The organism is Kitasatospora sp. NPDC094019 (assembly GCF_044764505.1).
In the GTDB taxonomy this organism is placed as follows: domain Bacteria; phylum Actinomycetota; class Actinomycetes; order Streptomycetales; family Streptomycetaceae; genus Kitasatospora.
This window is the reverse complement of the sequence record NZ_JBIWIF010000009.1, coordinates 312237-330861: the sequence shown is the minus strand read 5'-3', so window position 1 is coordinate 330861 and position 18625 is coordinate 312237. Positions and strand designations below refer to the sequence as shown.

Annotated in this window: 18 protein-coding genes; 8 read left to right on the top strand and 10 right to left on the bottom strand. The window is 72.6% G+C overall.

Going from position 1 to position 18625, the window contains the following annotated elements; genetic code table 11:
* Positions 1–132: 132 nt before the first annotated feature.
* Both ACIQ9P_RS22425 and ACIQ9P_RS22420 read right to left on the bottom strand, forming a co-directional pair.
* Positions 133–459: a beta/gamma crystallin domain-containing protein gene (locus tag ACIQ9P_RS22425; RefSeq protein WP_402358885.1), complete on the bottom strand. Its 327-nt coding sequence runs from the start codon at positions 457–459 to the stop codon at positions 133–135.
* Positions 460–1037: 578 nt separating this feature from the next.
* On the bottom strand, positions 1038–2876 hold the full coding sequence (locus ACIQ9P_RS22420; protein WP_402358765.1) for a glycosyl hydrolase family 18 protein: 1839 nt from the start codon (positions 2874–2876) through the stop codon (positions 1038–1040).
* A 393-nt stretch (positions 2877–3269) separates the two neighbouring features.
* Here ACIQ9P_RS22420 and ACIQ9P_RS22415 point away from each other — a divergent pair, with 393 nt between their 5' ends.
* Positions 3270–4169, top strand: coding sequence for a hypothetical protein (locus ACIQ9P_RS22415; protein WP_402358762.1), 900 nt, complete (start codon positions 3270–3272; stop codon positions 4167–4169).
* A gap of 78 nt (positions 4170–4247) precedes the next feature.
* Here the strand turns inward: ACIQ9P_RS22415 and ACIQ9P_RS22410 are convergent, their stop codons facing one another.
* Complete coding sequence (locus tag ACIQ9P_RS22410) at positions 4248–5252, bottom strand: hypothetical protein (RefSeq protein ID WP_402358760.1); 1005 nt, start codon at positions 5250–5252, stop codon at positions 4248–4250.
* Positions 5249–5608 (bottom strand): PadR family transcriptional regulator, encoded by a 360-nt coding sequence (locus tag ACIQ9P_RS22405; RefSeq protein WP_402358758.1) that lies wholly within the window; start codon positions 5606–5608, stop codon positions 5249–5251. The genes ACIQ9P_RS22410 and ACIQ9P_RS22405 overlap by 4 nt, the downstream gene beginning before the upstream one ends.
* Before the next feature lie 286 nt (positions 5609–5894).
* Here ACIQ9P_RS22405 and ACIQ9P_RS22400 point away from each other — a divergent pair, with 286 nt between their 5' ends.
* Both ACIQ9P_RS22400 and ACIQ9P_RS22395 read left to right on the top strand, forming a co-directional pair.
* Complete coding sequence (locus ACIQ9P_RS22400) at positions 5895–6734, top strand: DUF4344 domain-containing metallopeptidase (protein WP_402358755.1); 840 nt, start codon at positions 5895–5897, stop codon at positions 6732–6734.
* A gap of 183 nt (positions 6735–6917) precedes the next feature.
* On the top strand, positions 6918–7352 hold the full coding sequence (locus tag ACIQ9P_RS22395; protein ID WP_402358752.1) for a YdeI/OmpD-associated family protein: 435 nt from the start codon (positions 6918–6920) through the stop codon (positions 7350–7352).
* A 68-nt stretch (positions 7353–7420) separates the two neighbouring features.
* Here ACIQ9P_RS22395 and ACIQ9P_RS22390 read toward each other — a convergent pair whose 3' ends face one another.
* Positions 7421–8347 (bottom strand): NADP-dependent oxidoreductase, encoded by a 927-nt coding sequence (locus tag ACIQ9P_RS22390; protein WP_402358749.1) that lies wholly within the window; start codon positions 8345–8347, stop codon positions 7421–7423.
* 153 nt (positions 8348–8500) lie between these two features.
* Between ACIQ9P_RS22390 and ACIQ9P_RS22385 the strand changes: the two genes are divergently transcribed.
* Entirely contained in the window at positions 8501–9184 is a 684-nt protein-coding gene (locus tag ACIQ9P_RS22385) for a TetR/AcrR family transcriptional regulator (protein WP_402358746.1), read from the top strand.
* 225 nt (positions 9185–9409) lie between these two features.
* Here the strand turns inward: ACIQ9P_RS22385 and ACIQ9P_RS22380 are convergent, their stop codons facing one another.
* From ACIQ9P_RS22380 to ACIQ9P_RS22365, 4 genes are all read right to left on the bottom strand, one after another.
* Positions 9410–10447: a hypothetical protein gene (locus ACIQ9P_RS22380; RefSeq protein ID WP_402358743.1), complete on the bottom strand. Its 1038-nt coding sequence runs from the start codon at positions 10445–10447 to the stop codon at positions 9410–9412.
* A 242-nt stretch (positions 10448–10689) separates the two neighbouring features.
* Positions 10690–11100, bottom strand: a complete 411-nt coding sequence (locus tag ACIQ9P_RS22375; RefSeq protein WP_402358740.1) for a MarR family transcriptional regulator — start codon at positions 11098–11100, stop codon at positions 10690–10692.
* Positions 11101–11215: 115 nt separating this feature from the next.
* Entirely contained in the window at positions 11216–11548 is a 333-nt protein-coding gene (locus ACIQ9P_RS22370) for a hypothetical protein (protein ID WP_402358737.1), read from the bottom strand.
* A 29-nt stretch (positions 11549–11577) separates the two neighbouring features.
* Positions 11578–13308 (bottom strand): nickel/cobalt transporter, encoded by a 1731-nt coding sequence (locus ACIQ9P_RS22365; RefSeq protein WP_402358734.1) that lies wholly within the window; start codon positions 13306–13308, stop codon positions 11578–11580.
* A 582-nt stretch (positions 13309–13890) separates the two neighbouring features.
* Here ACIQ9P_RS22365 and ACIQ9P_RS22360 point away from each other — a divergent pair.
* Complete coding sequence (locus ACIQ9P_RS22360; protein ID WP_402358730.1) at positions 13891–15339, top strand: DUF4331 domain-containing protein; 1449 nt, start codon at positions 13891–13893, stop codon at positions 15337–15339.
* An 80-nt stretch (positions 15340–15419) separates the two neighbouring features.
* Positions 15420–16730, top strand: coding sequence for a tetratricopeptide repeat protein (locus ACIQ9P_RS22355; protein ID WP_402358727.1), 1311 nt, complete (start codon positions 15420–15422; stop codon positions 16728–16730).
* Positions 16731–16791: 61 nt separating this feature from the next.
* Here ACIQ9P_RS22355 and ACIQ9P_RS22350 read toward each other — a convergent pair whose 3' ends face one another.
* A complete protein-coding gene (locus ACIQ9P_RS22350; protein ID WP_402358724.1) occupies positions 16792–17322 on the bottom strand; it encodes a hypothetical protein in 531 nt (176 codons plus the stop codon).
* Positions 17323–17586: 264 nt separating this feature from the next.
* On the opposite strand from ACIQ9P_RS22350, the gene ACIQ9P_RS22345 reads away from it, so the two are divergent.
* Positions 17587–17871 (top strand): pyrimidine/purine nucleoside phosphorylase, encoded by a 285-nt coding sequence (locus ACIQ9P_RS22345; RefSeq protein ID WP_402358721.1) that lies wholly within the window; start codon positions 17587–17589, stop codon positions 17869–17871.
* Positions 17872–18170: 299 nt separating this feature from the next.
* Positions 18171–18587: a GNAT family N-acetyltransferase gene (locus ACIQ9P_RS22340; RefSeq protein ID WP_402358718.1), complete on the top strand. Its 417-nt coding sequence runs from the start codon at positions 18171–18173 to the stop codon at positions 18585–18587.
* Positions 18588–18625: the final 38 nt, after the last annotated feature.

The following is an 18625-nucleotide window of genomic DNA, read 5'->3' as shown; positions in this document are numbered from 1 at the left end:
CGACAGCCTCGCCGCAGGTCCCGGGACCTCGCGATCGGGCTCCGCCGTCCGGGTGAGCGGGGCGCCCCTGCGGGGGCGGAGCCCGACCGTTCGTGGTGCGTCGTTCGTGGTTCGTTCGTGGTCCGTCGTCCGTCAGAGGATCTCGATGGACTTCACCTGCGGCGGACGGTTCGGGAAGGAGATGTCGGTCCACCGGTTGATCCGCACCGAGTCGCCGTTGGCGTCGAAGTAGATGAGGTCGTTGTTCCCGGTGGAGATCCGGTCCACCCACCAGTTGCCGAAGTCGGTCCGGCCGGCGTTCGCGTAGCAGTCCACGCTCTGGCTGCCCCCGCTGTGGGACCAGATCTTCAGGAAGTTCTCACCGCCCCTGCACTCGACGTGGTCGATGGCGAACGCGTTGTTCGGCACGGCCACGGTGAACGCGGCCGCGGCGGCGAACGTGGCGGCCGCGACGCTCATGAACTTCTTCGTCCTAGAGATCACTGATTCTCCCCACGCGAATCGAATACCGAATCGAATTACGAATCGGAAATACACGAGACTGCCGAGGACGACTGCATCGTGTCCGATCAGCATTCCTTCGGAATCCGGCACGGTCAATCGGTTCTCCGGCGAACCGACCCCGTCTCGGCCATGTCCGCCCGGAGCTTCTCGTGTCGAAAGGGACAGGAGTGACGGAAGGGATCTGTGGGCACGACCGCCACAGGCACGGCGCTGCCGTCAGATCGCCGACCGACCCTCGTCGTCGCCACCGCCCCGACCTGCGGGGACGCGCGTGACGCCGCCCGGCCGACCGGTGGGCGGCAGGCACCGGCGCGCCCGCGGGTGGGCGGATGCGTGGAACCCGCCACGTCGCACCCGCTCAACAGGCGCCCGACGGGCGCGCGCTCTACCCTTCACCACCCCGCGAGGGGTTGTGCGACGGAGCGCACGCCCGGCCGGACCGGACCGCCCTCCCCGCAGAACGCCGACAGCGGCCCGCCGGGGAGGGCGGGCCGCTGCGAACGGTGGTGCGGTGTCGTCGTGACGCGGTGCTGCTACTGGAGGCCGGTGTGGATCGCGTTCACCAGTTCGCCGTTGCCGGTGTCGCCGCTGAACTCCCAGAAGAAGGCGCCGCGCAGGTTCTGCCCCTTGGTCCACGCCATCTTGGCGGCGATGGTGGCCGGGGTGTCGTAGCTCCACCAGTTGGTACCGCAGTGGGCGTAGGCGGTGCCGGCGACCGTGCCGGTGGCGGGGCAGGTGTTCTTGAGGACCTTGTAGTCCTCGATGCCGGTCTCGTAGGTGCCGGCCGCCGCGCCGGTGGCGGTGCCGCCCGGGGCGGACTGGGTCACGCCGGTCCAGCCGCGGCCGTAGAAGCCGATGCCCAGCAGCAGCTTCGAGGCGGGCACGCCGATCGACCGGTACTTGGCGATCGCGTCGGCCGAGGTGAAGCCGGCCTTCGGGATGCCGTCGTAGGCGGTCAGCGGGGAGTGCGGGGCGGTCGGGCCCTTCGCCGCCCAGGCGCCGAAGAAGTCGTACGTCATGACGTTGAACCAGTCGAGGTACGGGGCACCGGCCGCGTAGTCGGCCTTGTCGATGTTGCCGCCCTGGGAGGCGTCGGCGGAGACCGCGACCGTGACCAGGTCATTGCCGAACTCGGTGCGCATCGCCTGGGTCATCTTGCGGAACGAGTCGGCGCCGCTGGTGTCGCAGGTCAGACCGCAGGCGTTCGGGTACTCCCAGTCGAGGTCGATGCCGTCGAAGACGTCGGCCCAGCGCGGGTCCTCGACCAGGTCGTGGCAGGACTTGGCGAACGCGGCCGGGTTCTGCACGGCCTGGCCGAAGCCGCCGGACCAGGTCCAGCCGCCGAAGGACCAGATCACCTTGATGTGCGGGTAGAGGCGCTTGAGTTCGCGCAGCTGGTTGAAGTTGCCGCGCAGCGGCTGGTCCCAGGTGTCCGCGACGCCGTCGACGGACAGGTCCGCGGTGTAGGCGCGCTCGTAGTCGGCGTAGGCGTCGCCGATGGTGCACTTGCCGTTCTGGACGTTGCCGAAGGCGTAGTTGATGTGGGTGATCTTCGCGGCGGAGCCGGAGGTCACCAGGTTCTTCACGTGGTAATTGCGTCCGTAGACACCCCAGTTGGTGAAGTAGCCGAGCTTGACCTTGTCCCCGGTGACGACATCGCCGCCGGTGGTGCGCACGGTGCCGGGCGCGCTGGCGGGGCCGGTCAGGTCGGCGGTGTCGCGGGCGACGACGGTGTAGGTGTAACTGGTGCCCGCGGTGAGGTTGCTGTCGCTGTAGGTGAGGCCGGTCACCGTGGCGACCTTGGTGCCGTTGCGCAGGACGTCGTAGTTCTTGACGCCGGTGTCGTCGGTGGCGGCGGTCCAGGACACCTTGAGCGCGGTGTCGCTGATGTCCGAGCCGACCGGGACGCCGGGAGCGGAGGGCGCCTTGTTGCCCCCGGGCTGTTCGGTGCCGTCACAGGAGGCCCCGTTGAGCTTGCAGCCCCCGGGCGCGCCGGGACCGGCGCCGTTGAAGCCGAAGGTCACGGAGGCACCGGGGGCGAGCGTGCCGTTCCAGCCCTTGTCCTTGGCGGTCCAGTGGTTGCCCGCGCTGGTGACGGTGGCGTCCCAGGCGGAGGCGACGCTGGTGCCGGCGGGGAAGTCCCACTCGATCGTCCAGGACGTGAGCGTGGTGGTACCGGTGTTCTTCACCGTCCACTTGCCGTCGAACCCGGAGCCCCAGTCGGACCCCTTGGCGAAGGTCGCGGTGGCCGAGGTGGCGGCCTGGGCCGGGGTGGACAGGCCGACGACGGCGACCAGCGGCAGGGCGAGCGCGGTCAGACCGGCCGCGGCGGCTCTCAGCCTCTTTTTGGGCAGGGCGAAGCGAGTCAGCATGGGAGGGCTCCTCGACGTGGGGGCGGACAGGGGTGGGGGAGTCCGTGGCCGCACGCTGCGCGACGTCCACCGCAGGGTGCTGCAGCGAGACTAGAAAGGTCCAGACCACTGGGTCAAGGGGTTCGGACTACTTTTCCTTTACCTTCTCTTTGCCCGAATGGGGCCGACCGAGCCCGCCCCGCGACGACGCGCCCTGATCTGACATATCGTCAACTTCGCTCAATGGCGGGCTCGAACAGCCACCCCGACCCGTCGGCGGACCCGCCGGTGGATCGTGACCGGACCGAGTGTCCGGATGGCGGGAAAACCGGTGAGAACTCCGCCTGATGATCCATTAGAGTCTGCGCCCGGCAGCATCAGGGAAGTTCGGGCCCACAAGGAGTCTCCGTGCGCGTGGCGCGTTCCGCCGTCGTGACCGTCGCGATGGCCGCACTGGTCGGCGGCCTCACCGCCTGCGGCGGCGCCGGTGGTGACGGCAGCGGCGGGCCGTCACCGGCGGCCGCCGCCCCGGGCGGCGCGGTGCCGGGCGGCGCGGGCACCACCCGCAAGGCGGCCGCGGCCGATCCCGAGGCCGCGCTGGCGGCTTCGGCCGAGGTCATGCGCAAGGCGAGCAGCGCCCGCTACACCCTGTCATCATCGGGCGGCCCGGACGCCGACCCCGGTACCGGCTTCGCCAACTGGGCGACCGGGCCCGCCGCGATCGAGTACCTGACCGACGTTCCGAACGCCCCGATCAGAGTCCGGGTGGTGGGCAACGAGGCGTACATGGGCCCCACCGAGCAGGCCGCGGCGGGCGTCGGCGAACAGGTCTTCTGGGTGAAGTCGCCCTTCCTCATGTGGCGCCGGCCCTTCTACTCGCAGTTGGCCATGGCGATGGACCCGGTGAACCAGCTGACGCTGGCCGGCACGAGCCGGCCCAGCACCGTCGGGACCGAAACGCTCGACGGTGCCGAACTCACGCACTACCGCGCCGTCGCGGACGTCGCCGCAGTCGTGGGCGCGATACCCGGCCTCACCGAGGAACACCGACCCCACGTCGAAGCGGCCCTGAGGAAGAGCGGCGAAACATTCACCCTCGACTTCTGGCTCAACGCCGAGCAGGAGCTCGTCCGGTTCCGCGAGTTCGGCGCGAACGACGGTGAGGACGGCGCCGTCACCGTGGCCTACTCCGCCCTGGGGACCGCCCCCACCATGACCGCGCCCGCCCCGGACAGCCTGCGGAAGTCACCCGACCTCGACCGGTTCTTCCCCCCGTCCCGCGCCGTCACCGGGCCGGGCACGGAAGCCACCTGAGGGGCCCGGCCGTCCTGAGGCCCGCCACCACCGTGATCGCCCCGCGCGCGGGGCGATCACGGTGGCGGCGCCTCCCGGTCAGGCCGTCGGACCGGACGTTCGTGGTCGGTCCGGATCGGTGGGGCGGGGGTGCCGGGCGTAGCGGTACATGAGGCCGATGGCGGTGGTGGTGGCCAGCACGGCGAGGACCACGACGACGTTGCGGAGCAGGTCGAGGGCCCCGGTCGGGCCGCTGCGGTGGAGGGGCGGGGCGATCGTGAGGGTCCAGGGCAGGACGGCGAGGGCGATCGCGCCCGCGTGCAGGGGGTCGGTGTTCGGCCTGCCGAGGCGCAGGAGGTGGGCGAGGCCCAGGACGAGGGCCGGCCAGGCCGGGGAGAGGTCGAGCAGGGCCTGCTGGAGCGGCGGGAAGGCGAGGGCGGGGTAGTCCTCGGGCCGGGTGCCGAGCCACAGGGCGGTGAGACCGCTCAGTGGCAGTGCGACGGCGGCGGCGGAGCCGATCGCCCAGGCGCGGCCCGGTCGGGAGAGGTCGACGGCGTCGGGCGGTGCGATCAGCACCAGGACGGCCGTGACGGCCCACAGGCCGGGCAGTTCGGGACTCCTGGTGAACGCCGCCGCCGGATGGAAGAGGGCCGCCACGGCGACGCCGACCCGGACGGCCACCGCCGCCAGGACCAGGGCCCGCGCCGGGGCCCAGCGGCCGAGGGTGAGACACAGCAGGGCGAGGGCCCAGGGCGTGGTCTGCGCGGCGCCGAGCATCCAGTGCGCGTCGGAAACGGGGGGAAGGGCGCCGAACCACAGGTGGATCAGGTTCAGCGCGGCACCGCCGGCCAGGAGGGCCGGGGCGGCACCGGCGAGGATCCTGCCCGCGGGATCGCTCGAACCGAGCCGGGTGCGCAGTCGCACGGCGTGCGCGGCGAGGGCCACCCACTCGCGCAGGGCCGTGCGGGGACCGGCGTGCCGGACGGCCTCGGCGAAGACCGCGTTGATCTCCTCGCCGTGCGCGGCGCGGTACTCGGCCGGGTAGAGGCCGACCAGGGGAAGCCGTCGCAGCAGGGTGGGCCGGGAGGCGCGCGCGTCGGTCATGCCGTCCCCCAGTTGGCGCGCGGCGCCGGCCGGGGGGTGCCGAGGGCGAGCCGGCGCTCGGCCTCCGCCAGACCGGCGCGCAGCCGTTGCGTCTCCTCGGTCAGTGTCTGCCGGCCCTGTTCGGTCAGCGCGAAGCTGCGGCGCAGCCGTCCGGCCACGACCTCCTCGTGGTCGATCCGGACGAGGCCCTGCTGGAGGAGGCGGTCCAGCGCTGTGTAGAGGGTGCCGGTGAGCATCCTGGTGCGGCCCTCGGTGATCGCCAGGACTTCCTGGAGGATCGCGTAGCCGTGCCGGGGCTCGTCGGCCAGTGCGGTGAGCACGAGTCTCGCCGGTTCCTGCAATTGACGGTCTGCCATGCGGGAACCATAGATCATCGATTTACATATGTCGATGATTTAGTTATGGGGCGAGGGCGTTCCGGTGGGCGGCGGACCGCGCACCGGGACCGGTCACCCGCCGATCACGCGGGCGGCGATCGCGCGGATGAAGAGCAGCGTTCCGCCGTCCCCGGGATCCTCGCTCCCCCGGCGCAGCGGGTGCGGGCCTCGGCGCGGTGGGCGCATGCTGGAGGGAGTCGGTAGTCGAGGCGGCGAGGTGGTCGTCGTGGGCTGGATTCCTGGGGGCCGGTTACGGTGGGCGGCCGTGGTGCTGTTCGCGCTGGTGGGGCTGCTCGGGGCTCCGGTCGGGGCCGGGGCGGCGACCGGGGGGCGCGCACCCGTCCAGCAGGTGACGGAGCCCGCCGAGGAGGGTGCACTCGTTCCTTCCTACCAGGCGGGTCTGACACCCGAGGACGAGAAGGCCCGGGCCTTCCTCGCGCGGAACGAGGTCCTGGAGGACATCGCCGCCTACGCCGCGGACCGGATCGTCCTGCCCCAGGACATTCCGCTGCATGCCGCGAGCTGCGGGGAGGCCAACGCGTTCTGGGACCCGCGGGCCCAGGACATCACCTTCTGCTACGAGTACATCGAGGACCTGGCTCCCCTGCTCGCCGGGCAGCAGGACGAGGGAACAGCTGAGGAGCGCTCGGCACAGCTCGACCAGGACCTCGTCGGGGTGACCAATGAGGCCGTGCTGCACGAACTCGGCCACGCGCTGGTGGCCCTCTACGACCTGCCCGTCTTCGGGAAGGAGGAGGACGCGGCGGACCAGTTGTCCGCCCTGCTGCTGGCCTCCGGCGACGAGCGCCATGTCGGGTACGCGCTGAGCACCATCAAGTCCTACGCCGCCCTCGCCAACGCGGCGGCGAGAGGTGAGCAGCCCCTGAAGGCGTACGCGGACGAGCACTCGTTGGACGCCCAGCGCTTCTACAACTGGGTCTGCTGGCTCTACGGTTCCGACCCGGCGCAGTACGCCCCGGTCGTCCAGAGCGAGCGGAATCCCGACGGCGTGCTGCCGCCCGAGCGGGCGGCAGGGTGCCCGGGCGAGTTCCGGCAGATGGAGAAGTCCTGGAGCCCAGCGCTCAAGCCCTATCTGAAGAGCTGAGGCGGACGGCCCGGCGCCGGTGGCCGCCTCCGGCATGCGGCCGGAGACGGCCATCGCGCGGGGCGCGCGGGGCGCCGACTCCGTGGTGGACTCCGTGGTCACTACGGATGTGCGACCCACCACGGGTACGAGAGGCTGTGGTCGTGGCCGGGACCGGCCGCACCGATCACCGAGGAGCGCCCCGTGAAGTTCCGCACCGTCGTCGAACCGCCCGAGCCCATGCGCGGACTGGAGGTCCCGCCCGAGGTGGTGGCGGCGCTCGGTGGTGGCGCCCGCCCGCCGGTGACGATCACGATCAACGGGCACTCCTGGCGGAGCCGGGTCGCCATCCTGCGCGGCCGCCACCTGCTCGGTCTCAGCAACGCCAACCGGGAGGCCGCCGAGGTCGAGATCGGCGAGGAGGTCGAGGTGGAGGTCGAACTCGACACCGAGCCGCGCGTCGTCGTCGAGCCCGAGGACTTCGCCCGGGCCCTGGACCAGGACCCGGGCGCGCGCGCCGCGTACGACCGCCTCCCGCCCGGCCGGAAGCGCGAGCACGTGCGCGCCGTCGAGAGCGCGAAGAAGCCGGAGACGCGCCGGACACGCATCGAGAAGGCCGTCGCCTCGCTGCGCGGCTGATCCGGGCGGAGTCGGCGGCCGGCCCGCCCCGACCGCCGGGCCGGACGGGGCGGCCGAGTGTCGATCGCTCAGGGCACGGTGATGACGATCTTTCCGCGCGCGTGGCCGCCCGCGCTCGCGTCATGGGCCGCGCCCGTCTCCTTCAGCGGGAACACGGCGTGCAGCGGGACGGTGAGGCGGCCCTGGTCGGCCAGGGCCGCGGCCCTCGGAAGTCCCGCCCAGCCCGGTGACTCCCCCGGCTCGGAGCGGGAGAACCGTACCCCGTGCCGGGCGGCGTCGAAGTCCGCGATGGTCACCACGCGGTGCGGGTCGCCGACGACGGCCACCAAGTCGGCGAGGGAGCCCTTGCCGGCCGCGTCCAGCACCACGTCGACACCGCGCGGAGCCAGTGCGGCGAGGCGATCGGCAAGGCCCGGCCCGTAGGTGACCGGTACGACGCCGAGCCCCGCGAGAAAGGCGTGATTGCGCTCGCCGGCGGTACCGATCACGGTGAGGCCGCGGGCCCGGGCGAGTTGCGCGGTGACGGTACCGACGCCGCCGGCGGCACCCTCGATCAACAAGGTCATGCCCTCGGCGGCGTCCAGGGCTTCCAGTACACGCGTGGCCGTGTCGATGTTGCCCGCGGCGCCACCCGCTTCCCCGAACGACCACGACCGGGGCTTGGCCGCCCACGCCTCCAGCACGGCGAACTCCGCCGCGGCGCCGCCCTTGTCCGCGAAGGGAACGAGACCGAAGACCTCGTCTCCCACGGCGGTGCCGAGCACCCCCTCCCCCACCTCGTCGACGATGCCCGCGGCGTCCATGCCCGGTACGTGGGGCAGGTCCAGCGGGACGAGATCCCGCAACATCCCCGACCGCAGATACCAGTCGGCAGGGGTGACGCCGGTGGCACGCACGGCGATGCGCACCTGACCGGGCCCGGCGTGCGGCTCCTCGACCTCTTCGACGGCAAGAACCTCGGAACCGCCGTAGCGGTGGTACTGCACAGCGAACACGGACAGCCTCCATGCACAGGGAACGTCGTTCGACGGGAGGACCCGCGGCCGCTCACCTCCGCGACCGGGAGCCGGCTGCGGGAACCCGCAGCACCACGTCACGCTAACCCCGCCGAACGGTCGGCCACTTCCGTTAATGCTTAAGTGGGAGACATGCCTGACCGACTGTCTCGGAAACCGTCCATCTCCTCCGCCGGCACCCCCGCCCCGGCGCAGCGGGCCGACGCCCGGAACAACCGCGCCCGGCTGCTCCGGGCCGCCCGGGAGGCGTACGCCCTCGACGGCACCACCGTGCCCTCCAGCGCGATCGCCCGCCGGGCCGGTCTGGGCGCCGCCACCCTCTACCGGCATTTCCCGACCCGCGACGCGCTGATCTCGGCCGCGTTCTCCGAACAACTCGGCCGCTGCGTCGCGACCGTGGACGAGGCCCTGGAGGACGACGATCCCTGGCGCGGACTTCGCACCGTCCTCGTCGAGGTCTGCCGGATGCAGGCCGAGGACCGGGGCTTCAGTGCCGCGTTCATCGCCGAGTTCCCGGACGCACCCGGACTCCGGCGTGAACGTGCCCGCGCGGAGGCGGGCCTCGCCCGGCTGGTACGGCGCGCGAAGGACGCCGGGCAGTTGCGCGAGGACTTCGACAGCAGCGACATCACCCTGCTGCTCCTGGCCAACAACGGCGTCCTGCGGGACTCGCCGGCGGCCTCCATGGCCGCGTCCCGCCGCCTGCTCGCCTACTTCCTGCAGTCCTGCCGACCGACGGAGAACGGCACACCCCTGCCCGCACCCGCGCCGCTCCGGCTCGACGACCTGTACAGGGCACCGGGTCGGACGGGATGACCGGACCGCCGTGGGCATCTTCGGCGCTCACCACGGCAACACCGTTCCACGGGTGAGCAGTTGACGGGCACTCGCGACGGTCGGTCGGCGGGGTTCGCCAGCGGGCCGGCCGGAAGCGTGCGACGACGGCCCTCCCCGTGGTGCGGGGAGGGCCGTCGAGTGGGCGTGGTGCGAGGCGGGCGGATCGTCCTGGAGCCCGGCCCGCGCGCGGGCGCTGCGGCCGGGTCAGCCCGCGGCGCGGGCGGCCTTGGTGCGGGCGGCGGCGAAGACGGCGGCCGGGTTCCCGTAGTAGATCCACGGCCCGGCGATCTCCCGGCCCATCCGGCGGAACTGGTTCATGGCCTGAGCCGGGCGGCCGTTCTGGATCAGGCCGTAGGCGATCCAGCCGCGCGCGCCGACGATACCGGGGTGGTCGGGGTCGGCGGCCTCCAGGTCGGCCAGGGCCGCGTCCAGAGTGGCGGTGAACTCGGTGGAACGGTAGAGCGAGACGGCGGTCTTGTCGCGCATGACCTCCTCCCAGGCGGCCCGCAGCTTGAGGACCGTCAGCAGGCTGCCGGCCGGCGCGCCGGCGATCGCCTTGTCCGCGAACTCGTGCATCAACTCGTTGCTGCCGCGCCACTTCGCGCACCAGTACTGCAGCGCGCCGGTGTGCCCGGTGTAGTGGTGGGGCTCGCGGGCCACGATCTCCGCCCACAGCTCGTGGTAGCGCTCGTGCGACCAGCCCTGGCCCATCGCGATCGCCTGCTGGATCACCCAGGGATTCGGGTCCCCGGCCGGGGCGAGTCGGATCGCCTCCTGCGACGCCTCCGCCGCCTCCTGCAGCACCCGGTGGAAGCCCGTGGCCTGCTCGCGGGTCACCTCGGAGGCGTACTTCCCGGTGCGGATCTCCCAGGCCAGCTTGACCAGCGCGTCGGCGTGCACCTGGGCGGCCTCGGAGCTGTCGGGCTGCTCCTGGCGCCACTGCCGGAGCCAGGTGTCGTCGGTGGCGGCGAGATCGCTGAACGGGCTCATCCGGACGTAGCGGGCGCTCCAGTCGGTGGCGCCGTCGGAGAGCAGGGCGGCGGCGGGTCGCCAGTCCCCCGCCCTGGCCGCGTCCAGCGCGGCCCGCGCCGCGGGATCGGCGGGTTCGCTGCCCGCTTCGACCAGTTCGGCCTGCGGCACCAGGCCGGTCAGGGCCTCGGTGGACTTACGACGCTTGTTCAGCCACAGGCCGAGCCGGATCAGGAGGACGAGAACGGCGACGATGAGCAACGGGTGGGACATGGACCTGCTTCTCTACGGAATCTCATCGCACAAGTGTGCGTGCGGTGGAGATCGTAGCGCTCGCGCGCGGAGGCCGTGAACGGGTTTACGGGCAGGTCGGAGCCGTGCGACGCTCCTCCCGCCCGGACGCCCGGCCGGCCCCGGGGGGCGGGCTCGCCCACCGCGGGGTCAACGACCGCCGCCTGTTCGACCGTTGTCCCCGCCGACGCCCTACTCTTCGCCACCGGGGTCACCCGGGCGCGTCAGATGCCGCCCGAGGTGGCTCCGGTGCTCGCGGCGAGGATCTCGCGCGCCTGGGTCGCGGTGCGGCCGAGACTCTCGGAGACGAAGTCGAGGACGCGGACGATGGTCTCCAGGCGCGCGGCGGCGGGACTGTGGGAGCCGAGGACCCCGATGCCCTGCCGCGCGGTCTCGACGAGGTGGGCGGTGGAGCGGGCGGCGGCCGTCATCGTCCGGCACCGGACGTCGTCGTCGACGGTGCAGTGCTCGCGGCGGCGTTCGCCGTGCTCCCGGCGCACGAGGCCCTGACTGTCGAGGAACGCGACCGCCTTGGAGACGGATGCCGGGCTGCCCCGGAGCCGCCCGGCGAGTTCGGCCGCGGTGAGGCTGCCGGACTCGGCGAGGGTGAGGCAGGCCAGGACGCGGGCCGTCATCGTGGGCAGACCGGTGGCCACGAGGACGCCGGCGGCACCGGTCGGCCCCCGAGCGGGGCACGTCGCGGTCGTCCGGCCGGGCGGCGGGCCCGAACTGTGGGAGGGCGGTCAGGCCCTACTCGGGCGGCGCCACATGGCTCGGGTCGCCGCCGAGTTCGGCGTACAGCTCGGTCCAGCGGCGGTCGGTGTCGGTCGGTGGCTTGCCGTCGCAGTACGTCCTGGTCCCGTTGGCCGTGTAGAAGCGCATCATCTCCAGCACCGCCCGGGGATCGGAGTTCTCCCCTCCCGTGAACTCGGTGCCGGGGTCCTGGCTCTGGTGCTGGAGGCAGGACGGGGTGGGCGTGCCGGGCTGTGCGTCGAAGCTCCCGTTCGGTTCGGTTCCGCACGCCGTCAGCGGCGCGGCGGCGAGGAGGACCAGGCACAGCAGACGTGCGCGGCGAGTGGTCACGGTGATCGGCCTCCGGTGGGGACGGGTGTTCACAGGGTCGAGGGGAAGCTGCGCACGACCAGCCCCACCCCCACGGTCAGGATGAGCAACGCGGTCAGCAGGGCGCTGTACGGGGCGATCCGGCGGAGTCGGCCGACGACCGGGCCGTCCGCCGCGGCCGTGAGCCGGTCCCCGAGGCGGACCAGCAACAGGCCGACGGCGGTCAGGGTGGCGGCCATGCCGAGGCCGTAGGCGAGTACCAGGGCCGCGCCGAAGAGGGTCCGGCCGAGGGCGACGGCACCCAGCAGGACCACCAGGGCGGAGGGGCTGGGCACCAGGCCGCCGGCGATGCCGAGGCCGATGAGGCTTCGGCGGCCGGGTGCCGCGGGGTCGTGGTGGTGATGGTGATGGTGGCCGCCGGCGAACAAGCCGTGGCTGTGGCCGTGATCGTCGCCGTGACTGTGGCCGTGGCCGTGCGGGTGGTGCGAGTGGCTGTGCTCATGCTCGCGCGAGTGGCTGTGGCCGTGCGAGTGGCTGTGCTCATGCTCGCGCGAGTGGCTGTGGCCGTGATCGTGCGCCCGGTGGTCGTGCGCACGGGCGGCGTGGCCGTGAGCGTGGGCATGCGGGTGCCCTCCGTGCCCATGGTTCTCGATCGGTGCGGGTGACGCGGACACGTGCGCGAGTTCCCTGCGGGGTTCGATGTCCGCGTGCTCGTGGGAGTGCCGGTGCTGGTCGCGCACTCGGGCGGCACCGCGCGAACGCCGGAGTGCGTCGCGCAGCAGGCCCGCGCCGACGACCGCGACCAGGGTGCCGCTGACTACGCCCAGCCATCCGAGCAGCACGTCGCCGGCCAGGGAGGAGAACGCGGTCAGGCACAGGCCGATGACGAGGACGCCGGCGGTGTGGGTCGCCGTGACGGTCGCGCCGACGGTGACGGCGTCGCGGGTGCTGCCCCGGCGGCCCGCGAGGTAGGCGGCCATCACGGTCTTGCCGTGTCCGGGCAGCAGCGCGTGCCCCGCGCCCAGGACGATCGACAGCAGGACGGCGAGCAGGCCGAGGGGGACGGTGAGGCGCTGGGCGGCGCCGAGTTCGGTGAGGCGGGCGTCGAGACCGCTCAGCCAGGCCGTCGGCCCGGACCCCTCCACCCTCACGGCCGCCCCCTGGTCGGGTGCCGCGCTGCCGCCTGGGCGCGCGCGGAACTGGGCGTGGGTGACGCCGCTGGGGCTGTCGAGCAGGTCACGAGGGTAGTCCCGCAGTTCCTTGGAGACCGATCCGCTCGGGACGTCGGCGTCCTGGACCGTCGCCCCGTCGCCCCGGACGGTGATCTCGTTCCATCCGACCCTGCCCGGGTCGCTCCCGCTGGCGACGCGCACGGTGGCGCCGTCGGCCGGGAGGCGCAGTTCGGCCCGCAGCACACACTCCAGACGGCTGGTGCGCAGGCCCGCGGAGCCGTCCTCGTACTGGAACCGCGCGGAGTCCGTCCGCCAGGTCAGCGCCGCGGTCGCCCGGTCGGCCGTCACCCGGAGGTCACGTGCGTTCCGGTCGCACTGCTCGGACGCCCAGGCGGCCCGCTCGGCGTCGTCGACGGTGCCGTCACCGTCGCGGTCGACCTTCGGCTGCTCCTGGAGGGTGGGAATCTCGGCGGCGTCGGTGACGGCGAGGACCTCGACGGCGTCGGGACGGACGGTGAGGCCGAGGTAGTGGTTGAGGGAGAAGTTCCCCAGTGGGTGGGCACCGGCGGTGGGCGCCGCAAGGACGAGCAGGCACAGCGCGCCTGACACCGCCGCACCTGTCCGGGCGAGAAATCGTGGGACCGCCACGCTGGGCCTCCGAGGAAGGGGCCGGCCGCCGTGGCGAAGCCCGGCCCGGCAGGAAGAGGGAAAGGGGCCGAGAGGGCCCACATCACCTTCGGCGCCGCCCGGCCGCCCGGCTCGGTCACCGTTCCGAGCCGTCCGTGGGGACCACCCGCACGGAGCATCGCTCCCGGACACCGGTTCCCACTGGTCGAACATCCGATCCACGCCACGTACTTCGGCGACGCGGGCCCCACCGGCCCGGGCCCGGCCGCTCACCTCTTCGCCCACTCGGGAGGTTCCGCCCCACGACTCCTTGTTGCACATTGGTCGCAACTGCATGGCGAATGCATCAACTGCCTTGCGCCAGTGGCATTTACGCCTGGCCGGGTGACAGTGCTGACCCATCGGGGTGAGCCGACCGAACCACGCCCGCACCACTGACGAAGCCCTGACGGGATCCGGTCCACAGTGCCGAGTGCGACTGCTCGGCCGAATCCCCCCGCTCCGCCGCCACGTTCGGCCCGGAGCGGCCACCGAACCCCTCACGGAAGCGAGCACCCCGCCCGCATGAACGTCACGCTCCGACCTGCCCGCAGAAACTCCGTCGCCCGCACCGCGGCGATCCTCACCGCCATGGGCCTCGCGGTCGCCAGTACCGCGGTCCTCGGCTCCGGCGCCGGTGTCAGCACCGCTTCCAGCCACCGCGAGGCGCCACTGATCGCCGCCGACCCGCAGGTCGACAACACCGACGTCTACGCCTTCACCAGCCCCGACAAGCCGGACACCGTCACCCTGGTCGCCAACTGGCTTCCGTTCCAGGAGCCCAACGGCGGACCCAATTTCTACCCCTGGGCCGACGGCGCGCACTACGACATCAACATCGACTCCCAGGGCACCGGCAAGCCGGACCTGACCTACCGCTGGACCTTCCACACCGAGGACCGGCGCGGCACCAACACCTTCCTCTACAACAACGGCGTGGTGAACAACCTCACCGACCCCACCCTGCTGTTCCGCCAGTACTACACGCTCCAGGAGCTGCGCCCCGGCTGCGACCCGGTCACCCTGGTCGAGCACGGCACCGCGGCGCCGTCCGACACCGGCCGCGCGTCGATGCCGAAGTACGGGCAGCTGCGGCAGCAGGCGACCGTCCAACTCCCCGGCGGCGGAGAGACGGTGGCCACCCAGGCGGCCGATCCGTTCTTCCTCGACCTGCGGGTCTTCGACCTCCTCTACGGCGGCAACCTCTCCGAGGTCGGCCAGAACACCCTGGCCGGGTACAACGTCAACTCCCTGTCCATCCAGGTGCCCAAGAGCCGCCTCGCCTTCAAGGGCGACTCCGGCCGCAACCCCGTCATCGGGGTGTGGTCCAGCACCGAGAAGCAGACCCTCGGGCTCAGCCCCGGCAAGGCCGAGCCGACCGGCAAGTTCGTCCAGGTCTCCCGCCTCGGCAACCCGCTCGTCAACGAGGTCGTACTGCCCGCCGGACTGAAGGACGCCTTCAACTCCCTGCCGCCGTCGGAGGACCACAACCAGCCCGCCGTGGTCGCCAAGGTGCTGAAGCCCGAGGTGCCGCAGCTGATCCAGGCGATCTACGGCCTCCCCGCCCCGGCCACCCCGCGCACCGACCTCCAGGAGATCTTCCTCACCGGCATCGCCAAGGCCGCCAACGGTCCCCTCCCCGTCGACCTCAACTCCCAGCTGATGAACCGGGACATCGACCCGAAGAACTTCGTGCCCGCCGAAGAGCTGCGGCTGAACATGTCCACCCCGGTCACCGCCAAGCCCGACCGGCTCGGCGTCCTCAACGGCGACTTCCAGGGCTTCCCCAACGGCCGCCGCCTCACCGACGACGTCGTCGACATCGCCCTCCAGGTCATGGAGGGCGCCACCCCCGGCCACCTGATCGGCGCCCTCGCCGCCGGCGACAAGGTCAACACCGCCGACAAGCCCTTCGGCACCGCCTTCCCCTACCTCGCGCTGCCGTACGACAAGGCCGTCAACCAGGCCCACTGACCCACCCCGCCGCGCGGGTGGCCGACTCCGCCGTCGGCCGCCCGCGCGGCCCCCACCCGTCGCACCGCCGAAGGACCCCCATGCGCCGCCTGCCCCTGCTGCTCACCACCATCGCGCTCTGCGGCGGCCTGGCCGTGTTCGGGGCACTGGACCGCACCGGCTCCGGCACCGCCCGCCCGGCCACGGACAGCGCCCGGCCGGCGGGCGGCCGCTCCGCCCCCGACAGTTCGCTGACCCGGGCGATCACCGCGGACCAGCAGCGCCTGCGACAACTTCCCTCCGACGCGGCCGGGTGGGCCCGCCTGGGCGCCGAGTACGTCGAGCAGGCCCGCCTCACCGCCGACCCGTCCTACTACCCCAAGGCCGACGAGGCCCTGCACCGCTCCCTCACCCTGGCCCCGCAGGCGAACGCCGACGCCCTCACCGGCCTCGGCGCGCTCGCCAACGCCCGCCACCTCTTCGACCAGGCCCGCGAGTTCGCCGAGCAGGCAATCACCGCCTCACCGGCGCACTGGCCCGCCCACGCCGTCCTCGCCGACGCCCGTACCCAGCTCGGCGACGACCCGGGCGCCACCGAGGCCGTCCAGCAACTCCTGGACCGCCGCCCCGGCACCGCCTCCTTCACCCGCGCCGCCTACGACCTCGAACAGCACGGCCGCACCGACGACGCCCGGGCCGCGCTCCGGCAGGCCCTCGACGGTGCCTACGACCCCGCCGACAAAGCCTTCTGCCAGTACCAGATCGCCGAACTCGACCGGAACTCCGGCCGCGCCGACGAGGCCCTCACCGGCTACCGGCAGGCCCTGCTCACCGACCCCGACCACACCCCCGCCCTGGCCGGCCAGGCCCGCGCCGAAGCCGCCCTCGGCCGGAACGACGAGGCCCTGCGCGACTACACCGCCGCCGTCGCCCGCGTCCCGCTCCCCCAGTACCTCCTCGAACTCGGCGAGCTCCAGGAATCCCTCGGCCGCCCCGAACAGGCCCGGGAGCAGTACCGGCTGCTGGCCGCCGAGCAGCGGCTCGCCGCCGCCAACGGCGTCGTCGACGACCTCACCCTCGGCCAGTTCCAGGCCGACCACGGCGACCCGGCCGAAGCCGTCCGCCTGCTGCGCGCCGAATGGGCCCGCCGGCAGAACGTCCTCGTCGCCGACGCCCTCGCCTGGGCCCTGCACCGGACCGGCGCCGACGCCGAAGCCCTCGACCTCGCCCGGCGGGCCCAGGCGCACGGCTGGCGCAACGCCCTCTTCCTGTACCACCTCGGCACCGTCGAGCACGCCCTCGGCCACACCGACGACGCCCGCACCCACCTCACCGAGGCCCTCACCGCCGACCCCGCCTTCAACCCCCTCCAGGCCCCGCTCGCCCGCGCCGCGCTCGCCGGCCTCGGATGAGCGGGACAGAACGGGGTTCTGTTCGTCGAGCTCCCCGACGTGCGCGCGACCGGTCGGGGTGCTACGGCACGGTCGGGCAGACCAGGGTGGCGAAGGAGGTGGCGGCGATGGGCGGCAGGGAGCCGTAGGTGCCCTGGTCGTACTCGTAGTAGACGTAGGACAGGTAGAAGCCCACCTTCGTGGCCCAGGCGCAGTCCGCGTCGGGCGCGAACCGGAAGAAGACCGTCACCGTGCGGCTCTCGCCGGGCGCAACGGGTGCCTGCGGTGCGGTCAGGTTGTAGCTGAGGCCGAACTGGTTCGGGCCGCACCAGCTGGCGGCGGTGCACCCGGTGAACGCGTAGGGGGCCACCCCGGAGCCCGCCGGGAAGGAGAAGTCCGGGCTCACGGTCGCGTAGAGGAAGTTCACCGGGCCGGACTCGCGGTTGGTGAACGTCACGGTCACGGTGGCGACCTGTCCAGGTGTGACCGTCGTACGGTCGACGCTCATGGTGAACCGAGGCGCCGGGGGATCGGCCACGGCGAAGGACGCCCGGCTGAAGCCCATCAGAGTGAGGAACAACGTCAGTGCGGCGATGAGGCGTACACGCCTCATCGCGGAGGCGGGTATCAACATGGTCGGTCAGCGTAGCGATCCGCACCCCGTTCGTCTGCCCCCCACTCAGGAATCCGGCCACGAGCTCCCGCCTCGGGGCTCGTGCGGGGAGTCCGCCCGACCGTCGGCGCCGGGAAGGACCGCCGGTCACCGCCTCGACCTGCGGGAAGGGACGGCGGAGGCTGGCGGTAGCCTTCCCCCACCGAGGATCGGCCCCGCGACGGGCGGGGTGTCCTCTTCCGTTCGTCTCCCGAGAGGATGCCGATGTTCAAGGTCAACGAGTACTTCGACGGTGCGGTCAAGTCGATCGCCTTCAGCCCGGAGGAAGGTCCGGCGACCGTCGGCGTCATGGCGCCCGGCGACTACGAGTTCGGCACCGCGAAGCGGGAGATCATGCACGTGGTCAGCGGCGCGCTGACCGTCAGGCTGCCCGGCTCCGAGCAGTGGGAGACCTTCAGGGCCGGCGACCGGTTCGACGTCCCGGCGGACAGCAGGTTCCAGGTCAGCAGCGCGGTCGAGACCGCCTACCTCTGCGAGTACCGGGACTGACGTCGCGGACCGCCCCGCCACCTGGATCCAGGAACCGGTAGCCGGAGGCCGGGGTGCCGCCGCCGGGCGGCGAAGGGCGAGCCAGCCGTCCCGGCCGGTCCGACTGCGCGGCGTTCCACTGGGCGGAGGCACTGGTGACGGCGGGACTGACGATGACCGTGGTGCGAGGGGCCCGGACGGAGAGCGGCGGCGCGGCGTGAGCGGCGGCGTTCCGAAGGCCGTGGGACCGGATCCGGCGCCGGTCCCGTTCGGCGGCGAAATGGCCGTCGGCGATGCCGGGAACGTGTCAGGATCCTCGGATGGAGATCCGTCGTGTCACTCAGGTCGAGACGGTCGACGCCGCTGGACATCTCTTCGACACCGCCCCGGAGCGGGTGGCCACCGAACGGTTCCTGACGGACGAGCGCCATCACCTCCTGATCGCCTACGTGGACGACGTCCCGGCGGGGATGGTCACCGGTGTCGAGATGACCCATCCGGACAAGGGCACCGAGATGTTCCTCTACGAGCTGGGTGTGGACGAGTCGTTCCGCGGCCGTGGCGTCGGCCGGGCCCTGGTCTCGGCGCTCGCTGACCTGTCACGTGAACGGGGCTGCTACGGCGTGTGGACGATCACGGACGAGGAGAACGCGGCGGCACAGGCGACCTACCGCGGCGCCGGCGGCGTCCCGGAAGCGGGCCAGGTGGTAATCACCTGGACCTTCGACCAGCTGTAGACCGACGCCACCGATCCCCTTCCCGCACCGGATGATCG